Consider the following 21,358-nt stretch of genomic DNA (forward strand, 5'->3'; position numbering starts at 1 on the left):
ATAAGAGATAAGTGATTCGAGTTTATTGCTGGGATATACAGATAGTTTCTTTAGATTACAGTATATAGTAGGATATTAGATATATCTTTTTTCTGATTAGTTATTATTTTCCTGGATCTATTTTTCCATTGATTCTTAGTTTTACTACTTTCCATCTTTTAAGAATATTCTGGATTGCCTTTTCTTTATTTTATACTCATAAGTAATTAATAATTGTCTGCTGGCATTTAATCATAATACCTGTGCATAATACTTGTCCATTGTCTTATCCACTACTTATGACTTACAACCTATTACTCATCACTCATCGCTTATCACTTATCTTTCATAACTCATAACTGATAACTTATCACTCATTACCTGTGTAGTGCCTCAATGTGGATAAGTATGTTATTCTTTGTAAGTAATGGTATTCCAGTGTTCTATGGGCTCTATTTTCCCACAGTGTAAAATAAATATGAACTTTATGTTAAATAAATTTGGAAGATGTAGTTAGTAGTTTCTATCTTTGCCCCACTGAAAACGAGAGTAGATCAGTAGCGCAGAAGAGCTTTTAGATAAGCGGTATCATTTTATTAGGACTACTTTAAAGAGGTGCATGTATAACGGATTATACTTTAAAAACTTTTTCAGAAAAAAGTTGCGGGGAATAAAAAGTTTTGTATCTTTGCAGTCCCCAATTGCGGGGAGCGCAGGAGTAGGTTGATAGAGTGTTAAGAGCGGGTTAAGGTTAAGAAAAAAAACTTTAAAATTTCTTTCAAAACATTTGGTCATTAAAAAATAAAGTTTTACTTTTGCACTCGCAAATACGGAATGAAACACTGACAGAAAGAAGTAGTTTTGTATAAAGCGGAAGAAATGAAGATCATTGACATACAATATAACAACCAAGTAAGGAAAAAACTAAAGCGTTAAAAAACTTTGAGTGAGTCAAGACAAACATACAATGGAGAGTTTGATCCTGGCTCAGGATGAACGCTAGCGGGAGGCCTAACACATGCAAGCCGAGCGGTATTTGTCTTTCGGGACAGAGAGAGCGGCGTACGGGTGCGGAACACGTGTGCAACCTGCCTTTATCTGGGGGATAGCCTTTCGAAAGGGAGATTAATACCCCATAATATATTGATTCGCATGGATTGATATTGAAAACTCCGGTGGATAGAGATGGGCACGCGCAAGATTAGATAGTTGGTGAGGTAACGGCTCACCAAGTCGATGATCTTTAGGGGGCCTGAGAGGGTGATCCCCCACACTGGTACTGAGACACGGACCAGACTCCTACGGGAGGCAGCAGTGAGGAATATTGGACAATGGGTTAGCGCCTGATCCAGCCATCCCGCGTGAAGGACGACGGCCCTATGGGTTGTAAACTTCTTTTGTACAGGGATAAACCTACTCTCGTGAGAGTAGCTGAAGGTACTGTACGAATAAGCACCGGCTAACTCCGTGCCAGCAGCCGCGGTAATACGGAGGGTGCAAGCGTTATCCGGATTTATTGGGTTTAAAGGGTCCGTAGGCGGATGTGTAAGTCAGTGGTGAAATCTCACAGCTTAACTGTGAAACTGCCATTGATACTGCATGTCTTGAGTAAGGTAGAAGTGGCTGGAATAAGTAGTGTAGCGGTGAAATGCATAGATATTACTTAGAACACCAATTGCGAAGGCAGGTCACTATGTCTTAACTGACGCTGATGGACGAAAGCGTGGGGAGCGAACAGGATTAGATACCCTGGTAGTCCACGCCGTAAACGATGCTAACTCGTTTTTGGGTTTTCGGATTCAGAGACTAAGCGAAAGTGATAAGTTAGCCACCTGGGGAGTACGTTCGCAAGAATGAAACTCAAAGGAATTGACGGGGGCCCGCACAAGCGGTGGATTATGTGGTTTAATTCGATGATACGCGAGGAACCTTACCAAGGCTTAAATGGGAATTGATCGGTTTAGAAATAGACCTTCCTTCGGGCAATTTTCAAGGTGCTGCATGGTTGTCGTCAGCTCGTGCCGTGAGGTGTTAGGTTAAGTCCTGCAACGAGCGCAACCCCTGTTACTAGTTGCTACCATTAAGTTGAGGACTCTAGTAAGACTGCCTACGCAAGTAGAGAGGAAGGTGGGGATGACGTCAAATCATCACGGCCCTTACGCCTTGGGCCACACACGTAATACAATGGCAGGTACAGAGGGCAGCTACACAGCGATGTGATGCGAATCTCGAAAGCCTGTCTCAGTTCGGATTGGAGTCTGCAACTCGACTCTATGAAGCTGGAATCGCTAGTAATCGCGCATCAGCCATGGCGCGGTGAATACGTTCCCGGGCCTTGTACACACCGCCCGTCAAGCCATGGAAGTCTGGGGTACCTGAAGTCGGTGACCGTAAAAGGAGCTGCCTAGGGTAAAACAGGTAACTAGGGCTAAGTCGTAACAAGGTAGCCGTACCGGAAGGTGCGGCTGGAACATCTCATTTTAGAGCGTCTTTCGGGACGATAAACAAAATTAGTGTCTTAATGACACAAGAACTTACTTAAAGTTCAAGCTTTAGTTTTTTTATTGGTTGCTATATATAATAGATGAATGATAATCGATGAGTGATGAAAACATCACTAATCAGCCATCAATTACCTATTATATAAAATATAAACCCACTAGAAATTAGTAACGGGAAAGAGATTGAGAAATGAAAGAAGGTAATGCGGTATGAAAATATCAATTATTACTGATCAATCATCACTCATAACAGAGTCTCGTAGCTCAGCTGGTTAGAGCGCTACACTGATAATGTAGAGGTCGGCAGTTCGAGCCTGCCCGAGACTACTAATTATAGGGAATTATAGATTATAAATTATAGATTTTAGAATATAACGCAAGTTTGATTTAAAATTTATAATCTAGAATTTAAAATTTCTACTAGAGGGGAATTAGCTCAGCTGGCTAGAGCGCCTGCCTTGCACGCAGGAGGTCAAGGGTTCGACTCCCTTATTCTCCACGGATTATACGAAGTACGTGAGTACAAGAGTATAATGTAAGCGGGTAATAAAAGGATATGTGTATTCTACATAATGACGGAGCCGTCATTAATACATATTACTTGATTACTTAATTACAAGCAAAAAGATCATTGACATTAACGGTAAAGACATCACAAAGAGAAAACCGAGCACTTATAAGTGCTTGAGTAACCTAAAAATAGGAAAGAAATCGTTAAGGGCGTATGGCGGATGCCTAGGCTTTCAGAGGCGAAGAAGGACGTGGTAAGCTGCGAAAAGCTCGGGGGATTGGCACACACGAATTGATCCCGAGATGTCCGAATGGGGCAACCCGGCATGTTGAAGACATGTCACCTCTTAGGAGGAGCAAACCCGGAGAACTGAAACATCTAAGTACCCGGAGGAAAAGAAATCGAAGAGATTCCGTAAGTAGTGGCGAGCGAAAGCGGATTAGCCCAAAAGCTTTTATATGTTTAATAGAATGTTCTGGAAAGAACAGCCATAGAGGGTGATAGCCCCGTATATGAAAGGCATACATAAGTGATAAATGAGTATGGCGGGACACGTGAAATCCTGTCTGAATATGGGGGGACCATCCTCCAAGGCTAAATACTCCTGAAAGACCGATAGTGAACAAGTACTGTGAAGGAAAGGTGAAAAGCACTTCGAATAGAAGGGTGAAATAGAACCTGAAACCGTACGCCTACAAGCGGTCGGAGCAGATTAATTCTGTGACGGCGTGCCTTTTGCATAATGAGCCTACGAGTTAATTTTACTAGCGAGGTTAAGGACTTAAGGTCCGGAGCCGGAGCGAAAGCGAGTCTGAATAGGGCGCATAGTTAGTAGGATTAGACGCGAAACCTTGTGATCTACCCATGGGCAGGTTGAAGCTCTGGTAACACAGAGTGGAGGACCGAACCGGTTGACGTTGAAAAGTCTTCGGATGACCTGTGGGTAGGGGTGAAAGGCCAATCAAACTGGGAGATAGCTCGTACTCTCCGAAATGCATTTAGGTGCAGCGTCGTATATAAGTTTATTAGAGGTAGAGCTACTGATTGGATGCGGGGGTTTCATCGCCTACCAATTCCTGACAAACTCCGAATGCTAATAAATGTTCTACGGCAGTGAGGGCATGGGTGCTAAGGTCCATGTCCGAAAGGGAAAGAACCCAGACCAACAGCTAAGGTCCCTAAATATATGCTAAGTTGAAACAACGCGGTTGGACTGCATTGACAGCTAGGATGTTGGCTTGGAAGCAGCCATTCATTTAAAGAGTGCGTAACAGCTCACTAGTCGAGCGGTCCGGCATGGATAATAATCGGGCATAAGCATATTACCGAAGCTATGGGATTAATTAAATTAATCGGTAGGAGAGCATTCTATCGGCGCCGAAGCAGTATCGTGAGGTATTGTGGAGCTTATAGAAAAGAAAATGTAGGCATAAGTAACGATAAAGGGGGCGAGAAACCCCCTCACCGAAAGACTAAGGTTTCCTCAGCCATGCTAATCAGCTGAGGGTTAGTCGGGACCTAACGCGAACCCGAAAGGGGTAGTGGATGGACAATGGGTTAATATTCCCATACTTGCTCACACTAAAAAGGGGACGGTTCAATGTAGCTACTGGAGACTGACGGAATAGTCAAGGCCTAGCCTTCGGGCGAAGCTGCTGTAGTGAACTTGGATCCAAGAAAAGCCGAAGTGAAGCAACCCGTACCAAAACCGACACAGGTGGTCGAGGAGAGAATCCTAAGGTGCTCGAGTGAGTCGTGGCTAAGGAACTAGGCAAAATAGTCTCGTAACTTCGGAAGAAGAGACGCCAACAGCAATGTTGGCCGCAGTGAAGAGGCCCAGGCGACTGTTTATCAAAAACACAGGACTCTGCTAAATCGAAAGATGCTGTATAGGGTCTGACACCTGCCCGGTGCTGGAAGGTTAAGGAAGGGCGTTAGCGTAAGCGAAGCGTTTGACTGAAGCCCCAGTAAACGGCGGCCGTAACTATAACGGTCCTAAGGTAGCGAAATTCCTTGTCGGGTAAGTTCCGACCTGCACGAATGGTGTAACGATCTGGGCACTGTCTCAGCCACGAGCTCGGTGAAATTGTAGTATCGGTGAAGATGCCGATTACCCGCAATGGGACGAAAAGACCCTGTGAACCTTTACTATAACTTCGTATTGACTTTGAGTAAGTAATGTGTAGGATAGGTGGGAGGCTTTGAAGCAGGCACGCTAGTGTTTGTGGAGCCAACGTTGAAATACCACCCTTTACTTACTTGGAGCCTAACTTCTTTTAGAAGGACATTGCGTGGTGGGTAGTTTGACTGGGGTGGTCGCCTCCAAAAGAGTAACGGAGGCTTTCAAAGGTACCCTCAGCACGCTTGGTAACCGTGCGTAGAGTGTAATGGCATAAGGGTGCTTGACTGTGAGACCAACAAGTCGATCAGGTGCGAAAGCAGGACATAGTGATCCGGTGGTTCCGTATGGAAGGGCCATCGCTCATAGGATAAAAGGTACTCCGGGGATAACAGGCTAGTCTCCCCCAAGAGCTCACATCGACGGGGAGGTTCGGCACCTCGATGTCGGCTCGTCACATCCTGGGGCTGGAGAAGGTCCCAAGGGTTGGGCTGTTCGCCCATTAAAGTGGCACGCGAGCTGGGTTCAGAACGTCGTGAGACAGTTCGGTCTCTATCTATTGCGGGCGTTAGATGTTTGAGAGGGCTTGATTCTAGTACGAGAGGACCGAATTGAACAAACCTCTGGTGTATCAGTTGTACCGCCAGGTGCACCGCTGAGTAGCTATGTTTGGAAGAGATAAACACTGAAAGCATATAAGTGTGAAACTCGCCTCAAGATGAGACATCTTTTAAGGGTCGTGGGAGATGACCACGTTGATAGGCTACAGGTGTAAAGTTGGTAACAGCATAGCCGAGTAGTACTAATTACCCGTAGATTTATAGCCTATTCATAAGTAATGAGTAATAGGTAATGAGCAATCATGCTTATCATAACTTAGCTTAAGTATTTATAAGTGCGCTACTGGTTTTGCCTTTGTGATGAAATTTACCGATAAAAAGCAGTATGCTTTATGCTGTAAGCCTTATGCTTATAGCCTACTGCCTACAGCTATATACAACCTTTAGGGTGGTTTTAGCGGTGGGGCTCACCTGTTCCCATTCCGAACACAGAAGTTAAGCCCACCAGCGCCGATGGTACTGCGACAAGCGGGAGAGTAGGTCGCCGCCAGTTTTTTTTAAACCTCATACAGCAATGTGTGAGGTTTTTTTGTGCCCTGAAGTCAGGGAGGACAAAAGAGCCAAGAGCCAAGACACAAGAATCAAGAGTCAAGAACCAGGACTCTACTCTATGATCTAAAGAGAAGGTTAGATAGTAGTTAACCGGATTCAGGAGAAATAGATATTGATGTCTGTACTTCCTGAATTGAGAAGAATGATTTAAGAAAGATAAATAATAAATAGAAAGATGTTAGTAAAATCCTCTTCTACATCCTACAATCACCCACTATACTTATTACCCATTACTTATTACTCATAACTCATAACTAATAACTCTAAGACCCTAACACTCTCCGACTCTCAAACTCTATCTCACTCAAGCTCTGAATCACATATAAAAAAGCCCTGCAATAAGCAAGGCCAATATCAATAAAGTATTATCATTTAAACCTGGATGACTCCCAGATTAAATTTTTCCGTGATAGGAGCATGATCAGCTGCCTCTATGCCCATGGAAATCCATTTCCGGGTATCTACAGGGTTGATGATCGCATCCGTCCATAAACGCGCTGCTGCGTAGGTAGCCTCAGTCTGTTTCTGATACTTTTTAGAAATAGAGTCTACCAGTTCCTTATGCTCTTCTTCAGAAATGACTTTTCCCTGCTTTTTAAGGGTAGATTCCTGGATCTGGGCCAAAACCTTAGCGGCTTGGGCACCACCCATTACAGCCAGATCTGCCCATGGCCAGGCAACGATTAACCGTGGGTCATAGGCTTTTCCACACATCGCATAATTTCCGGCTCCGTATGAATTTCCGGTAATGACTGTAAACTTGGGAACAACCGAATTAGCAACAGCATTCACCATCTTTGCACCGTCCTTAATAATGCCTCCGTGTTCAGATTTGGAGCCCACCATAAATCCTGTTACGTCCTGCAGGAAAACCAGGGGAATCTTTCTCTGGTTACAGTTGGCAATAAACCGGGTTGCCTTATCAGCAGAATCGGAATAAATAACTCCTCCGAACTGCATCTCACCTTTACCGTTTTTCACCATCTTTCTTTGGTTCGCAACGATACCAACGGACCATCCGTCTATTCGTGCCGTAGCACAGATAATGCTTTTCCCGTAATCCGGTTTATATTCTTCGTATTCTGACTGGTCAACAAGACATTTGATGATATCATAAGTATCATATTGTTCCGCACGGGAAACAGGCATGATTCCGAAGATATTTTCCGGATTTTCCTTAGGGAGAAAACTTTCAATACGGTCAAAACCTGTTTTTTCATTGCTGCCGATAGACTTCATGATTTTCTTGATCCTGTTCAGGGCATCCTGGTCATCTTTAGCCTTATAATCCGTAACGCCGGAAATAGAGCAATGGGTAGTAGCTCCTCCTAAAGTTTCGTTATCAATACTTTCACCAATAGCCGCTTTCACAAGGTAGCTTCCTGCAAGGAAGATGGATCCCGTTTTATCAACGATCATCGCCTCATCACTCATGATCGGAAGATAGGCTCCTCCGGCAACACAGCTGCCCATTACGGCAGAGATCTGGATGATTCCCATAGAACTCATCTTCGCATTATTCCTAAAGATTCTGCCGAAATGTTCCTTATCCGGAAAGATTTCATCCTGCATAGGTAGGTAAACACCGGCTGAATCAACCAGGTAAATAATCGGCAGTTTATTTTCCATGGCAATCTCCTGTGCACGCAGGTTTTTCTTACCTGTAATTGGAAACCATGCGCCGGCTTTTACAGATGCATCGTTAGCTACAATGATGCACTGCCTCCCGGAAACATAGCCCATAACTACGACAACACCGCCGCTAGGGCAGCCTCCGTGCTCCTCGTACATTTCATACCCGGCAAAGGCACCGATCTCTATAGAATCTGAATTTTTATCAAGAAGATATTCAACCCTTTCACGAGCCGTCATTTTTCCTTCTTCACGAAGCTTCTGAAGTCTTTTTTCGCCACCGCCTTTTTTTATTTCGGACAGCAGACGGTTGATTTCAGAAAGCTTTAACCTGTTCTGATCTTCTCTCTTATTAAATTCAATGTCCATAAATTTCTATTTTGTTGCCTAAAGATACTATTTTTCAAAGAAAATTATGACGAAATAAAACAGTTGTTTAATTTGTTGGTTATCAGAATTTTGTGAAATTTTTAACAAAATATTGTTTTTAAGTGAATGTTTTTTTTTCTAACTTTACATCAGAGGAAATAAGAGGTGATTCTCTTGCAGTACTCTAAGTTCCTAGTTTATTTTTTTAATAGTTTATTATTTGAAGGCCCTGAAAGTTGAACAAATTTTCAGGGTTTTTTATTGCTCTCCGGAGGATCCGGCATTTTTCTTCATTTTTGTATTAAAGAATTCTACCATTAAAGAAAAGAAAATGGCAAAGTAAAGATAACCTTTAGGAATGGTTCCTACTTCCTGTCCGAAAAGGCTGAAATGTCCCATATGAGAAGCTTCTGCCAAAAGCATGACACCAATTAAAATCAGAAATGAAAGACCGAGGATCTGTATCGTAGGATGCCCGTTGACGAACCGGCTTACCGGCCCTGAAAAGAGCATCATAATAGCAATAGAAATAATGACCGCAAAAATCATGATCACCAGTGCTCCGGTATTTCCGAATTCTTTAAAACTGACCAGCCCAACTGCCGTAAGGATACTATCAAAAGAAAAGACAATATTGAGCAGGGCTATCTGGAACACCGATCCCCAAAGTGAAGTAGTTTTTGCTGAAAGGTGCATTTCTTCATCGCCCTCTATCTTATGATGAATTTCAGACACCGATTTATACAGCAGGAATAATCCACCCAGGAAAATAATGATCGACTGTCCGGTAATATATCCGTGAAACCACGACCATTCTAGATTAACAAGAGGCTGGTTGAGCTGTACCACCCATCTGATGCCGAATAACAAAGCGATTCTGAAAATCATGGCCAGGAAAAGACCGGTATTGCGTACTTTACGCTGGTCTTTCGGATCAATTCTGTTCGAAACAATCGAGATAAACACGATATTATCTATGCCCAATACAATTTCCAGAAAAGTAAGTGTCAGCAGCGCAAACCAGGCATTGGCGGATGAAAACACCTCTAAAAACTCCATAGGCATATTTATTTATAGTAAAGTTAGGCTTTTTTTAAAGATTTATAAAAGCGATTCGTAAATTTGCATGTTAAAATTTAAAGAGAGGATGTATGCATAAATTAGCGCTTTTCAGGTTGCATTTAATTGTGTTTTTATGGGGATTTACTGCTATTCTGGGAAAGCTCATCCATGCCAATGCCCAAAATCTGGTGTTCTACCGCATGCTCTTTGCCGCGATATTTCTGTTCGCGTTTATCAGGATTTACAAGAAAGAAAGTATTAAAGTTACGAAAAAGCTGTTCTTTCAGCTGGCAGCTATTGGATTTGCGATGGCAGTGCACTGGTTTTGCTTCTTCCATTCCATAAAGGTATCTAATGTATCGATTGCCTTAAGCTGTCTTTCCTTATCAACATTATTCGCATCCATTCTGGAGCCCGTTATTTTTAAAAGGAAAATAGATGTTTCGGAAGTCGTTATGGGAATTGTGATTGTGGCCTGCATCCTTCTGATTTTTAAAACTGAATTCCAGTATAAGGAAGGCATATTTTATGGCGTGCTCTGCGCTATTTTCGGAACTATATTTTCAGTCTTCAATGGTAAAATGTTTGGAAAAACGAGTTCAGGGAATATTATTTTTTACGAAATTTTCTGTGGTTGGGCTATATTATTGATATTTTATTCCTTTTCCGGGCAAATTTTTCAACTCAATGAAATAAATTACCGCGATCTTGCGTTAATAGCCTTGTTGGCCAGTGTTTTCACAGCTTTCCCAATGCTCGAATCGGTAAACCTGATGAAGTATATATCGCCATTCACGCTAATTTTAACAGTTAATTTAGAACCGGTTTACGGAATTATACTAGCTTTTTTTATCTTTGGCGAATCAGAGCATATGAGTTCTATATTTTATATTGCATCCGGAGTCATGATCCTTGCGATTGTAGCCAACGGATTCATTAAAGCTAAGAAACAGAGAAAATTAATTAAGCATAAGCATCAATCTTAAGATGAAAAAATATTTACTATTTATGTTTTCCCTCCTGTTTGGGATGGCCCAATCCCAGATCATCAGGAAGTATTCCAATGAATTCCTTAATATCGGGGCCGGCGCAAGGGGCTTAGCTATGGGGGGAGCAGTAATTTCCAACCAGGATGATGTTTATTCACCGATGTGGAACCCTGCAGGGATGATGGCAATCGAACGGGACTGGCAGGGAGCTGCAATGCACGCCGAGTATTTTGAATCCATTGCCAAATATGACTACCTTGCGTATGCTAAAGTCCTTGAGACAGGTGTTTTCGGAGTTTCAGTCGTAAGGCTGGGAGTAGATAATATCCTGAACACTACCCAGCTTATTGATACAGAAGGTAATATAGATTATGATAAGATCACGAAATTTTCCCAGTCAGACTATGCCGCGATTCTATCTTATGCCTTTAATCCGGCAGGAAATCCAAAGCTGGATGTCGGGATCAATGCTAAAATCGTATACAGGAATGTAGGTAAATTTGCGAGTGGTTACGGATTCGGGTTTGACGTAGGTGCCATTTATAAAGCAGACAACGGATGGAGATATGGAGGGATGCTCCGTGATGCCACCACAACCGTGAACTTCTGGAGCATTAACCAGAAAGAATTGTCAACAGTGGTTAACGGGGAAGAGTTCAACCCTGCTCCCAAAGACAAGATGGAACTTACGATGCCTAAACTCAATGTTGGAGCAAGTAAAAAATTTGATTTCAGCAGTAATATCTATGTGCTACCTGAAGCTGGGTTAAACATCGACTTTGCAAGGACAGCAGCATTGGTTTCTACAGATTTTGCCAGCATCACACCATATGCCGGAGCTGAACTGGGATATCAGAAAATGATCTTTGTGAGGCTTGGGGTCAACAGGTTCCAGTCGATCACAGATATAGAAGATCTGAAAAGGAAAGTTTCGTTCCAGCCGAGTGCAGGGATCGGGATCCGCTACAGAGGCCTTACCCTGGATTATGCCATCACCAATTCCGGGATAGGCGGTTCCAATTTTTACTCTAATTTCTTTTCCCTGAAACTGGATATGGGAGAATTCAGAAATGATTAATTAAGCCAAACCATATGAAAAAGATTATACTCATCACAGCAACGATATGTTCTGCCCTGACATTCGGGCAGAAAGTTTCAGATTTCAGATACGTTTCAGTACCTCAGAAATTTCAGACCTTCAAGAACAGCTTCGGATTGGAAGGCCTACTGTCTAAAATACTGAAAGGAAAGAAATATGTAGTCCTGTCCGGTGATCAGAATTCCTGGCCGGCAGAATTGAAAGCCAATCCATGTCAGGTGATCAATGCAGATGTCATCAATGATAAAAGCTTACTGAGAAATAAGGTAATCCTTGCTTTTAAGGATTGCAACGGGAAAACCGTACTTGAATCAAAAGGGACCTCTATGATCAAGGAATTTGAAGAAGGATTTCCTGATGCTCTACAGCAAGCTGTAAAAACTGTTGCTGTCTCCAATCCTGTTGAGCAGATCAATATAGTGAGTAATGTGCAATCAGAAAAACCTGTTGCCGCAAACAACGTTTCTGAGCCTGTAACAGCATCAGCCAGCTCAGGAACCGTGAAGTATACCAATGGCAAAATTTCCCTGCAGAAAATACAGATTGATGACAGTCAGTTCATTCTTGCTGAGCCAAACAGCTCTATTCCTTATGCAACCTTTAAGGCAACAACAAAAACGGATGTTTTCAGGGTGAAGCTGCAAAATGGCAGCTCAACGATCGGATATGTTGAAAATGGTACCATCACCATTGAGATTCCGAAGGAAAACGGAGATGTCGTAAAAGAAGTATTCATACAAAAATAAATAGAGCCGGAAATTTTCCGGCTTTTATTTTAATTGTTATTGAAAAACTCCCAGACCACTTTAGCCTTAGTCTTCCCTAAAATTTCCTCCAGGGTTTCCAGGTTGGATTCCTTGATCCTCTTTACAGATTTCAGTTTGGAAAGAAGCAACTCTATGGTCTTACTGCCTACGCCCGGGATTTCCTCCAGTTCAGACTTTATGGTTGAATTCTTTCTCCGGGTCCTGTGGTGCCTTACGCCGAAACGGTGAGCTTCATCCCGTACCTGCTGGAGAATCTTCAGCGTCTCTGATTTTTTATCTAAATATAAAGGTATAGGATCCTCAGGAAAGAAAATTTCTTCCAGCCTTTTGGCAATCCCTACAATAGTAATTTTTCCGTATAACCCTAACAGACGCAAACTCTTAACGGCTGAAGACAGTTGGCCTTTTCCACCGTCAATCAGGATCAGCTGTGGCAGGGTTTCGCCCTCATCCAGCATTCTTCTGTATCGCCGGTAAATCACTTCCTCCATGGTCGCAAAGTCATTGGGGCCTTCCACGGTCCTGGGGTGGAAGATCCTGTAATCTGCCTTGCTGGGCTTTCCGTTCTTGAAAACTACGCAGGCTGAAACCGGATTGGTCCCCTGAATGTTGGAATTATCGAATCCCTCAATATGCCTAGGTTCTACAGGCATTCTCAACAGCTTCTGCATTTCCGCCATAATCCTGTTGGTATGGCGCTCCGGATCAATGATCTGTACCTGTTTCAGCTTTTCCAGACGGTATTCCTTCGCATTCTTTTCAGAAAGTTCCACAATCCGTTTTTTATCCCCGACTTTTGGTACGATGAGCTTTACATTCGGGATTTCAATGGACAAATGAAACGGCAGCAGCACTTCCTTGGAATGGGAACCAAATTTCTGCCGGATTTCAATCAGGGCCTCTTCCATGATCTCTTCATCGCTCTCCTCCAGGATCTTTTTAATTTCTGTAGTAAAACTCTGGATGATATTTCCGTTCCTGATCTTGAAAAAATTCACATAGGCAGCCGTTTCATCGCTGGTCATTCCGAAAACATCCACATCATCGATATTCGGGTTCACAACCGTATTTTTAGCCTGGTAATCTTCCAGGACATCCAGCCTTTCCTTGATGATCTGAGCATCTTCAAACTGAAGATTGGAGGCATACCTGATCATTCTATCGGTCAGGTATTCTTTGGCTTTGCGAAAATCCCCTTTGATCATCCCGCGGATGGCATCTATTTTTTCATCGTATTCTTCTTTGCTTTCCAGAGCTTCACAGGGGCCGTTGCAGTTCTTAATGTGGTACTCAAGGCATACTTTGTATTTGCATTCCTCTATTTTGGAGGGTGCCAGATTAAGATTGCAGGTCCTAAGCTTATAAATGTGTTTGATGGTATCCAGCAAAATCCTTGCAGGACGTACCTTAGCATAGGGCCCATAATATTCTGAGCCATCGCGGATCTTAGTCCTCGTCAGGAAAATTCTGGGGAAATGCTCATTTTTAATACAAATCCACGGATACGTCTTGTCATCCTTCAGCATGACATTATAGAAAGGCTGATGTTCTTTGATCAGGTTATTTTCCAGTAAAAGGGCATCATATTCGCTGTTCACAATCGTAGTTTCCAGCCGCTGGATTTTACTGACCATAATCCTGGTCCTGTATCCCGGAAGGTTTTTATTGAAATAGGACAGAACCCTTTTTTTAAGATTCTTTGCTTTTCCCACATATAAAAGCTGGTCATTCTTATCGTAATAACGGTAGACGCCGGGTTCGGAGGGTAAAGTTTTAAGCTGTAATTCTAAGAAAGGATTCATATAACAAAATTACATAATTTAGAAGCAAGAAAAAAGCCATAGAAATTCTATGGCTGCACAATATTATGTTAAAATTGTCCGTTATCCGTGGCTCATCTCCGTATATTCATGGACCAGGAAACTGAAATAGTCCCATTCTACAGAATTTTTAGGATACTTTTTCATAAACTCCGCATTGTCACCGAACAGGAAATCATACTGGTCTTCAAAATCATCCTTATGAAGCCACATCACCTTATCTCCTTTTTTTACGTAATAGGATTTGATGACTCCTCCGCCAAGCTGAGGGCTGCCCCCTACTGAAATACCACCGGTCTCTTTCGCTCTGGGATCGTGATAGACCGAAATGATATCATCAAATTCCGGATTGATTACCTGCATCAGGAATTCTTTATCGTCCTTTTTGTTTTTCAGGGATACGGTCTGATTAACAAAATAGATCCGGTCATTATTAGTCCTTTTGGTTAGCTTTTTAGTGCCATAGTTCCGGATATTGCCCATGTAGCGGGCTACTTTCGCTATTTTTTCAGCATTGCCCGGATACACATACATTTCAGCGATCTGGTCTGCGTTATATAGTTCAGGCTTTTTGGTGATGCTGTCCTTGAGGGACACCTCAAAAATCTGCCCTTTCTTCGTATCGATCTTATTACAGAATCCTTTATGGGTACTTCCGTCCTTAAGGATCACTGTTGATGTTTTCCTCGGAGAGGGGATGTTGAATCCTTCGTTGAAAAGGTATTGTTCCATTTTCTTGATTTCCTCTTTCGAGTATTTTACTTTCTGTGCGAACGCAGATGTTGCGGCCAGTAACAGGGCCAGGGTAAATGTTTTAAGTTTCATAGTTCATTAATTTTATCTAAAAATCTGCGGTAAAAATAATAAAATAATCTTCTCATGATCAAAAAAAATGAGGTATCTGAAATTCGTTTTCCCAGTTAGCCCTAAATGTGTAATTTTAAGACAAAATTTTGAGAATGATATACGGTGTAGATGTTTTTGGTTTCCATGATGTGCTGGAGATCTGCAAAATGCCCAATAAAGCTAAGCTGAATAAGATAGCGAAAGAACAGATTTTAAAATCCCAGAAAAATGTCCGGCAGATCGTTGAGTCAGACCGCTGTGTGTATGGAATCAATACCGGGTTCGGACCGCTTTGCGATACCAAAATTTCGGCTGATGAGACTGCACAGTTACAGTATAACCTGATCATTTCCCATGCCGTAGGTGTAGGAAAACCTATTGACAAAGAACTTTCGAAAATCATGATGATCGCTAAAGTTCATGCCTTATCTAAAGGGTTTTCAGGGGTTTCCCTGGAAGTGATTGAGAGACTGATCCTGATGCTGGAAAAAGATATCATCCCTGTAGTTCCGGAGCAGGGGTCTGTAGGGGCTTCCGGTGATCTGGCTCCGCTTGCTCACCTGGTTTTACCGCTTTTGGGACTTGGAAAAGTATGGGTAGGTCAGGAGATTTTTGAAACTGCTGAAATTTTAGAACAGCATCAATTAGCACCTTTAACTTTAGGCCCCAAAGAAGGATTGGGATTGATCAACGGGACGCAGTTCATCCTGGCCCATGCAATCAAAGGTCTGGAAAAGTTTGAATACCTTTTGGACCTTGCCGATGTTACCGCAGCCATGAGTCTTGAAGCGTACCGGGGTTCAGCCAGCCCGTTTAAAAAAGAGCTTCATGAGATCCGTCCTTTTGACGGCAGCAGGAAAGTGGCTGCAAGGATGCTGAAATTCCTGAAAAATTCCGAAAACCTGAAATCACATGAGTATTGCGACAGGGTTCAGGATCCTTATTCCATGAGATGTGTGCCACAGGTGCACGGCGCAAGCCGGAATGCTTTTGAGCACCTGAAAATGATGGCGGAAACAGAACTGAATTCTGTAACGGATAATCCTATTGTTTTAAGTGCCGAAGAATCTATTTCCGGAGGAAACTTCCACGGGCAGCTGATGGCCCTGCCCCTGGACTATGCTACCCTGGCAGCGGCAGAATTGGGGAATATCTCAGATCGGAGAAGCTATCTGTTGCTGGAAGGTAAATATGGTCTACCAAGGTTATTAACAGAAAGTTCTGGACTGAATTCGGGATTCATGATTCCGCAGTACACTTCAGCCGCTTTGGTAACTGAAAATAAGACCTTATGTTTCCCCGCTTCGGCAGATTCTATCCCGACAAGTTTAGGTCAGGAAGACCATGTTTCCATGGGAAGTATTTCCGGAAGGAAATTCAATCAGGTGCTGGGCAACCTCGTCAATATTTTAGCGGTTGAGCTGATGTTTGCCGCTCAGGGGCTTGAATTCAGGAGGCCGGCCAAGTGTTCAAAAATTATTGAGGAGAACTTTGCCATCCTGCGTTCAAAAGTTGCCAAACTCGAAGATGACCGGCTGATTGGTGAAGACATGCTTGCAATTGCGGAATTGATCAATGAACGGAAATTCATCGTTAATTAATCTGTATGATAGAGATAAAAAAGATTATTCTGCTTGTTATGTTTTCTTTAGGTACATTGACCTATTCGCAGACCAAGCATGATAAAGTGAAAGAGCTCATTACCTTAAACGGAACGTTTCCGCTGTCCAAAGAAGTAGAAAAGCAGGTGATTTCCAATTATAAAAAAAAGTACAGCCATGTGCCTGAATCAGCTTGGGTTCCCATTGAGAAGAAAATAAATATAGATACACTTATACAACAGGTTACAGATATTTACGAGAAAAGATTCAGTGAAAAGGAAATTGATGAATTACTGATTTTTTACAAATCGGAGGTAGGAAAGAAGATTATTAAGAATTCACCTGAAATGATCAGTGAAATTCAAAAAGCATCAGCAGACTGGGCAATGAAGGTAACAGAGACCATTAATGATGATTTAGAAAAGAAGGGATATCTGCAATCACCGCCGCCACCAATGCAGAAATAAAATAAACAATATTTCCAAAGCTCCTTACAATTGGAGCTTTGCTTTTTTAAAGGATAAATCATAAGTATAAGATGAAAATTCAAAGAACAGATTCTGCCGATTCAGATTTTAAGGATTTGGTCCAACTTTTAGATGCCGACCTGGCTATCCGGAACGGTGATGACCATGCTTTTTTCAGTCAATTCAACAAGATTGATATGATCAGGAACTGCATAGTAATGTATGTAGATCAGGTTCCGGCAGCCTGTGGTGCTTTTAAAAGATGGGATGACACCACTGTGGAAATTAAAAGAATGTATACCCATCCCGATTTCCGGAAAAGAGGTTTGGCAACCATGATCGTCGGGGAGCTTGAAATTTGGGGCAAGGAGCTTAACTATACAAAAGCTGTCCTGGAAACCTCCCTTGAGCAAAACCAGGCAATTTCTGTCTATGAGAAGAGCGGATACCGGAAAATTCCTAACTATGGCCAATACATTGGAATCGAAAGCAGTGTATGTTATGAGAAGCTGCTTTAGCGAATGGATATGAATAGGTTAAAAGGAACAGGAGAACTTAAGAAATAATTTTCATAGTAATATGTTGTAGTTCATAGTAAAATGATATATTAGACCGCTAATCCAAAATTTTATTATGAAGAAAAACGTTTTTTATTTATTTATTCTTTGCTCAGCAATTACAGCATGTAACAGAGATGATCTGCAAAACTCGGCAACCAATATCGAGATGGTACAGAAGGATCCGTTAAGCGCCAGGCAGATCAATGAAAAAATCAATGAGACCATCCGTACCAAAGGAAAGTTTTCCTGGAATGAGTCTTCAGACCATTTGATATGGAGTGCTATTTTTCAGGGCAACAAAATAGCATCTATTGGTTTTGGTTCATCTTTCGACAGAAGCCTTGCGGCTGACAGCAAAGCTATGGAAGAGGAAATCCTGAGAGTCATTCAGCGGTACGAAGGGAAAACCGACAGGTTAGTGCTCTCTTCCGATCCTTATCTCAATCAGATGGATGTGGTAATAGAGAAACAGGAAACAATAGTTGCCCTTCGCAAAATGGCAGGTATCCGTTATCTGGAGCCGGCAGATTATCGGTATTTTGAAAACGAACAGAAATTCAGCGGTGCGGCTAAATCCGGGAGTTCATCTTCGGGCTGCGGACTGGAATCAATGACTCTGAGTGCTTCAGATTATACTACGGTTTCGCCTAATGCAAAAGCTCCCTGGTCATTTGCAAAACATAATATTACAGGCGCATGGAATTACAGTACCGGAGCCGGTGTCACTATCGGGATTATAGATAGCGGCGTGTCTTCCGAGCAGGCCCTTTTGGGGAGCAGTTTCAATAATGGGCTTTCATCAGGAAGAACCATTACCAAAAATGGGGTGTATGTAGATTCTGCCTGGCCATGGAGCAGTGGTTACGATGGATCTGCCGACAAATGCGGCCACGGGACAAGTATGGCTTCAGCCGCCGCCGCGCCGCGGAACAACCAGGGACAGCCGGTAGGAGTGGCATATAATGCAAGCTTAGTTACGTACAGGGCTGCTTCCAATGTAGTGCTGGACGGTTATCACGAACAGAACGGGGTTAAAATTGCTTTTACAGAACTGGGAAACAATACCAAGGTGAAAATCATTTCCATGTCTATGGGCCATATCTTTTCGGTAGGTAAAATTGAGGACGGTGTAAAATACGCCTATTCAAAAGGGAAACTGATTTTCTGTGCCGGAGGGACATCCACCAGCTTTACCAATTTTGCAGGGGTGATTTTCCCGGCTTGGATGCCGGAAACGCAGGCTATAACAGGCGTAAAAGAGAATACTTCCAACCAGAAATGCGATATATGCCATTCGGGATCAGAAATCGATTTTACTTATCAGATGGAAAGGTCATCCGGGAGCAATATCCCGGTATTGAGCTATTATAACGGGCAAACCGATTATGTAGGCGGATCTTCCGTTGCTACAGCTTCCACAGCAGGGATTGCTGCCCTGGTATGGGCGAAAAATCCTTCATGGACAAGAGACCAGGTCCTGGCAAAGATGAGGCAGTCTTCAACCTATTACCCGACGCCCAATTCCGATTACGGATATGGCAATATCAATGTCTTACAGGCTGTGCAATAATCTATTGAACTGTATTTCCTGATCAACAGGCAAAAGTATCAGATGAAAAATTGAAGGGGAACTTTTGTTCCGCTTTTTATCTGTACCGAAAAAATGAAACTTGATTTCCAGTACATAAAGCCTTCACATCGAATTCTATAGTTTAGTATATATCAAAACGGTAAATATACCCACAGTATAAATTAAGTATATCTACGCTATGAGAGGCCGGCCTTATGCACTAGCTTTGCTATGTGATCACAATAAAACATTTGAGTACAGCCATAAAAATAGCAGTCTAAGCTGTGGCCAGCTGTCTTAAAAGTATTCAACTAATAACCATGGAGACCAGAAACCATTAAAAACGGGGCGTATTCCGAAAAGCCATAAGAGTAGGAAGAAAAACATAACAACCATGTCAGAAACAGAACAATTAGTAGGAGGATGGACCAGGTTCCATGAACTTACAGCAGAAGATCAAAAAGTATTTGACGAAGCCATGCAGGGATTCGTAGGGGTAAAATATAGTCCGAAGGAAGTATCAACACAAGTGGTTAACGGGATGAACTACCGTTTCAAAAGTCAGGCATCAATGCCGCCTTCAGATGTAGTATGGCAAGCTGTTATTGAGGTTTACAAACCGATCAATGGCACAGCTCATGTAGTGGCTATTACAAGAATTTAATAACAATACATTGATGTAGTAACCGGGAGATCAGTCTTCCGGTTATTTTTTATCCATATTACCCGATCCTTACACTGGTCATGCTCAGCGAACCACCGATAAGCTCATCATTGAACAAAGATAAGTCTTCTGAAGGCTGCTTAAGGCCCAGGCTGTAGATCAGCGGAAGGTAATGGTCCGGACTTGGAACCGCATACTGCAAAGAAGTTCCCTGCTGATGGTAGTTAACGATTGCATTGAAATTTCCTTCCAGAAGCCATTGATTGGTTTTCTCCCGTGCTTCTATAGCCCAGTCCCAGCCGGCCCCTACAGTATTGATGTTGCGCCAGTCAATCAGCCTCAGGTTGTGGACGATATTCCCGCTTCCGATAATAAGGATCCCTTTTTCACGAAGCTTTTCCAGTCTTTTAGCGAGGTCAAAATGATACTGCGGAGGTTTTGTATAATCGATGCTCATCTGGATGACAGGGATATCGGCATCCGGATACATGTGCCGGATCACAGACCATGCTCCGTGGTCGAGTCCCCACTGATGGTCTTCTTCCACCAGGACGGGAGCTAAAAGGTCAGCAGTTTCTCTGGCAAGTCCGGGATCTCCGGGAGCCGGATACTGTACGTCGAACAATGCCTGTGGAAATCCTCTGAAATCATGGATGGTCTGCGGCAGATCCATAGCCGTTACTTTAGTTCCCGCCGTGTACCAGTGAGCAGAAATACAAAGGATGGCATTCGGCTTCGGAATTTCAGAGGCCGCTTTGCGGAATCCCCGGACAAACTGATTTTCTTCAATGGCATTCATTGGAGATCCGTGTCCCAGGAAAAGTGCGGGCATCTTCTGGGTTGCATGGAAGTTGTCACTAATGTTTTGAAGGTCGTTAAGGTTCATAGCAGATCAAAAAAAGGTTCGGGAATTGGCTAATTCCCGAACCTTTTTATTATGGTTAGAAAAAATTATGCCTGTTTTACAAACTGCAGTTCACCTGCAATCTTTACGTCATCGCTTACCAAAACACCTCCTGCTTCCAAAGTTGCATTCCAGTTCAGTCCGAAATCTTTTCTGCTGATTTTTCCTTCAAAAGAAAATCCAGCTTTGGTATTTCCCCATGGATCAACATTTACGCCTCCGAAATCTACATCTAAAGTCACTGGTTTTGTAATTCCGTTGATGGTCAAGTTTCCGGTAACTTCATCGCTCAGAGCCTGAGATTCAAAAGTAATCGTAGGATATTGTTCAGCATTGAAGAATTCTCCAGATTTCAGGTGATTGTCACGGTCTGTATTATTGGTAAAAACAGAGTCTGTCTTGATTGTTGCTGTTGTTTTAGCATTTTTAAAAGTATCGTCTTCCGCTTCAATCTGTGCATCGAAATCGGTAAAATTTCCTTTTACATTAGAGATCATCATGTGTTTTACTTTGAAAGTAATTTCACTATGCGTTGGGTCTAAATTCCATTGTGTTGCCATTATGTATAATTTTTTATGTTGTTAATGATGCAAATGTACGTTATACAGGAGATGCCGGTCATTGATTTAGGATAAGAAATTAATGCGGCTATTGATTACGGTTTATCAATATCATCTTCCACATAATATAAGTACTACAAGACATGTACCACACGCAGTATCTTTT

The 21,358-nt window shown here is 42.5% G+C and carries 14 protein-coding genes, 2 tRNA genes and 3 rRNA genes; 13 read left to right on the forward strand and 6 right to left on the reverse strand.

The features are described 5' to 3' along the window. Positions 1 to 943: 943 nt before the first annotated feature. From QE404_RS00005 to rrf, 5 genes are all read left to right on the forward strand, one after another. A 16S ribosomal RNA gene (locus QE404_RS00005) occupies positions 944 to 2,460 on the forward strand. 273 nt (positions 2,461 to 2,733) lie between these two features. After that, positions 2,734 to 2,807 (forward strand) — tRNA-Ile (locus tag QE404_RS00010). Between the two features lie 98 nt (positions 2,808 to 2,905). Continuing rightward, positions 2,906 to 2,979: transfer RNA gene (locus QE404_RS00015), tRNA-Ala, on the forward strand. A 205-nt stretch (positions 2,980 to 3,184) separates the two neighbouring features. Further along, positions 3,185 to 5,936: ribosomal RNA gene (locus QE404_RS00020) — 23S ribosomal RNA — on the forward strand. A 178-nt stretch (positions 5,937 to 6,114) separates the two neighbouring features. Then, positions 6,115 to 6,223: ribosomal RNA gene (rrf, locus tag QE404_RS00025) — 5S ribosomal RNA — on the forward strand. The 16S, 23S and 5S rRNA genes sit together here with 2 tRNA genes alongside, the layout of an rRNA operon. A 431-nt stretch (positions 6,224 to 6,654) precedes the next feature. Here rrf and QE404_RS00030 read toward each other — a convergent pair. Then, the gene (locus QE404_RS00030; protein ID WP_307445009.1) at positions 6,655 to 8,283 is read right to left on the reverse strand and encodes an acyl-CoA carboxylase subunit beta; all 1,629 of its coding nucleotides are present in this window, start codon (positions 8,281 to 8,283) and stop codon (positions 6,655 to 6,657) included. A gap of 258 nt (positions 8,284 to 8,541) precedes the next feature. Further along, the gene (locus QE404_RS00035) at positions 8,542 to 9,342 is read right to left on the reverse strand and encodes a TerC family protein (RefSeq protein ID WP_307445011.1); all 801 of its coding nucleotides are present in this window, start codon (positions 9,340 to 9,342) and stop codon (positions 8,542 to 8,544) included. 92 nt (positions 9,343 to 9,434) lie between these two features. Between QE404_RS00035 and QE404_RS00040 the strand changes: the two genes are divergently transcribed. From QE404_RS00040 to QE404_RS00050, 3 genes are read left to right on the forward strand one after another with little or no spacing between them, the layout of a single operon-like run. Next, on the forward strand, positions 9,435 to 10,331 hold the full coding sequence (locus QE404_RS00040; protein ID WP_307445013.1) for a DMT family transporter: 897 nt from the start codon (positions 9,435 to 9,437) through the stop codon (positions 10,329 to 10,331). 1 nt (position 10,332) lies between these two features. Continuing rightward, positions 10,333 to 11,412 (forward strand): putative type IX sorting system protein PorV2, encoded by a 1,080-nt coding sequence (locus QE404_RS00045; RefSeq protein ID WP_307445016.1) that lies wholly within the window; start codon positions 10,333 to 10,335, stop codon positions 11,410 to 11,412. 14 nt (positions 11,413 to 11,426) lie between these two features. Further along, positions 11,427 to 12,179: a hypothetical protein gene (locus QE404_RS00050; RefSeq protein ID WP_307445018.1), complete on the forward strand. Its 753-nt coding sequence runs from the start codon at positions 11,427 to 11,429 to the stop codon at positions 12,177 to 12,179. Positions 12,180 to 12,208: 29 nt separating this feature from the next. On the opposite strand, the gene uvrC is transcribed toward QE404_RS00050, so the two are convergent. Both uvrC and QE404_RS00060 read right to left on the reverse strand, forming a co-directional pair. Then, the gene (gene uvrC, locus QE404_RS00055; protein WP_307445021.1) at positions 12,209 to 14,002 is read right to left on the reverse strand and encodes an excinuclease ABC subunit UvrC; all 1,794 of its coding nucleotides are present in this window, start codon (positions 14,000 to 14,002) and stop codon (positions 12,209 to 12,211) included. Positions 14,003 to 14,083: 81 nt separating this feature from the next. Further along, positions 14,084 to 14,845: a hypothetical protein gene (locus QE404_RS00060; protein WP_307445023.1), complete on the reverse strand. Its 762-nt coding sequence runs from the start codon at positions 14,843 to 14,845 to the stop codon at positions 14,084 to 14,086. 134 nt (positions 14,846 to 14,979) lie between these two features. Here QE404_RS00060 and hutH point away from each other — a divergent pair, with 134 nt between their 5' ends. The 5 genes from hutH (at position 14,980) to QE404_RS00085 (ending at position 19,728) form a co-directional block, all read left to right on the forward strand. After that, a complete protein-coding gene (hutH, locus tag QE404_RS00065; protein ID WP_307445024.1) occupies positions 14,980 to 16,467 on the forward strand; it encodes a histidine ammonia-lyase in 1,488 nt (495 codons plus the stop codon). A gap of 5 nt (positions 16,468 to 16,472) precedes the next feature. Beyond that, positions 16,473 to 16,934 carry a DUF2059 domain-containing protein gene (locus QE404_RS00070; protein ID WP_307445027.1) on the forward strand — a complete coding sequence of 154 codons (462 nt, stop codon included), beginning with the start codon at positions 16,473 to 16,475 and terminating at the stop codon, positions 16,932 to 16,934. Positions 16,935 to 17,005: 71 nt separating this feature from the next. Beyond that, complete coding sequence (locus QE404_RS00075; protein ID WP_307445029.1) at positions 17,006 to 17,452, forward strand: GNAT family N-acetyltransferase; 447 nt, start codon at positions 17,006 to 17,008, stop codon at positions 17,450 to 17,452. A 115-nt stretch (positions 17,453 to 17,567) separates the two neighbouring features. After that, positions 17,568 to 19,064 (forward strand): S8 family peptidase, encoded by a 1,497-nt coding sequence (locus tag QE404_RS00080; RefSeq protein ID WP_307445032.1) that lies wholly within the window; start codon positions 17,568 to 17,570, stop codon positions 19,062 to 19,064. A gap of 394 nt (positions 19,065 to 19,458) precedes the next feature. Further along, a complete protein-coding gene (locus tag QE404_RS00085; RefSeq protein WP_307445034.1) occupies positions 19,459 to 19,728 on the forward strand; it encodes a hypothetical protein in 270 nt (89 codons plus the stop codon). 58 nt (positions 19,729 to 19,786) lie between these two features. Here the strand turns inward: QE404_RS00085 and ygiD are convergent, their stop codons facing one another. Further along, entirely contained in the window at positions 19,787 to 20,614 is an 828-nt protein-coding gene (gene ygiD / locus QE404_RS00090; protein WP_307445037.1) for a 4,5-DOPA dioxygenase extradiol, read from the reverse strand. 65 nt (positions 20,615 to 20,679) lie between these two features. Continuing rightward, on the reverse strand, positions 20,680 to 21,192 hold the full coding sequence (locus QE404_RS00095) for a YceI family protein (RefSeq protein WP_307445039.1): 513 nt from the start codon (positions 21,190 to 21,192) through the stop codon (positions 20,680 to 20,682). Positions 21,193 to 21,358 lie beyond the last annotated feature (166 nt).

The sequence above is a fragment of the Chryseobacterium camelliae genome (assembly GCF_030818575.1).
Classification (GTDB): Bacteria; Bacteroidota; Bacteroidia; order Flavobacteriales; family Weeksellaceae; genus Chryseobacterium; species Chryseobacterium camelliae_A.

Coding starts and splice junctions, on each gene's coding strand:
- QE404_RS00030 (WP_307445009.1), bottom strand. CDS start 8,283: ATGGACATTGAATTTAATAAGAGAGAAGATCAGAACAGGTTAAAGCTT.
- QE404_RS00035 (WP_307445011.1), bottom strand. CDS start 9,342: ATGGAGTTTTTAGAGGTGTTTTCATCCGCCAATGCCTGGTTTGCGCTG.
- QE404_RS00040 (WP_307445013.1), top strand. CDS start 9,435: ATGCATAAATTAGCGCTTTTCAGGTTGCATTTAATTGTGTTTTTATGG.
- QE404_RS00045 (WP_307445016.1), top strand. CDS start 10,333: ATGAAAAAATATTTACTATTTATGTTTTCCCTCCTGTTTGGGATGGCC.
- QE404_RS00050 (WP_307445018.1), top strand. CDS start 11,427: ATGAAAAAGATTATACTCATCACAGCAACGATATGTTCTGCCCTGACA.
- uvrC (WP_307445021.1), bottom strand. CDS start 14,002: ATGAATCCTTTCTTAGAATTACAGCTTAAAACTTTACCCTCCGAACCC.
- QE404_RS00060 (WP_307445023.1), bottom strand. CDS start 14,845: ATGAAACTTAAAACATTTACCCTGGCCCTGTTACTGGCCGCAACATCT.
- hutH (WP_307445024.1), top strand. CDS start 14,980: ATGATATACGGTGTAGATGTTTTTGGTTTCCATGATGTGCTGGAGATC.
- QE404_RS00070 (WP_307445027.1), top strand. CDS start 16,473: ATGATAGAGATAAAAAAGATTATTCTGCTTGTTATGTTTTCTTTAGGT.
- QE404_RS00075 (WP_307445029.1), top strand. CDS start 17,006: ATGAAAATTCAAAGAACAGATTCTGCCGATTCAGATTTTAAGGATTTG.
- QE404_RS00080 (WP_307445032.1), top strand. CDS start 17,568: ATGAAGAAAAACGTTTTTTATTTATTTATTCTTTGCTCAGCAATTACA.
- QE404_RS00085 (WP_307445034.1), top strand. CDS start 19,459: ATGTCAGAAACAGAACAATTAGTAGGAGGATGGACCAGGTTCCATGAA.
- ygiD (WP_307445037.1), bottom strand. CDS start 20,614: ATGAACCTTAACGACCTTCAAAACATTAGTGACAACTTCCATGCAACC.
- QE404_RS00095 (WP_307445039.1), bottom strand. CDS start 21,192: ATGGCAACACAATGGAATTTAGACCCAACGCATAGTGAAATTACTTTC.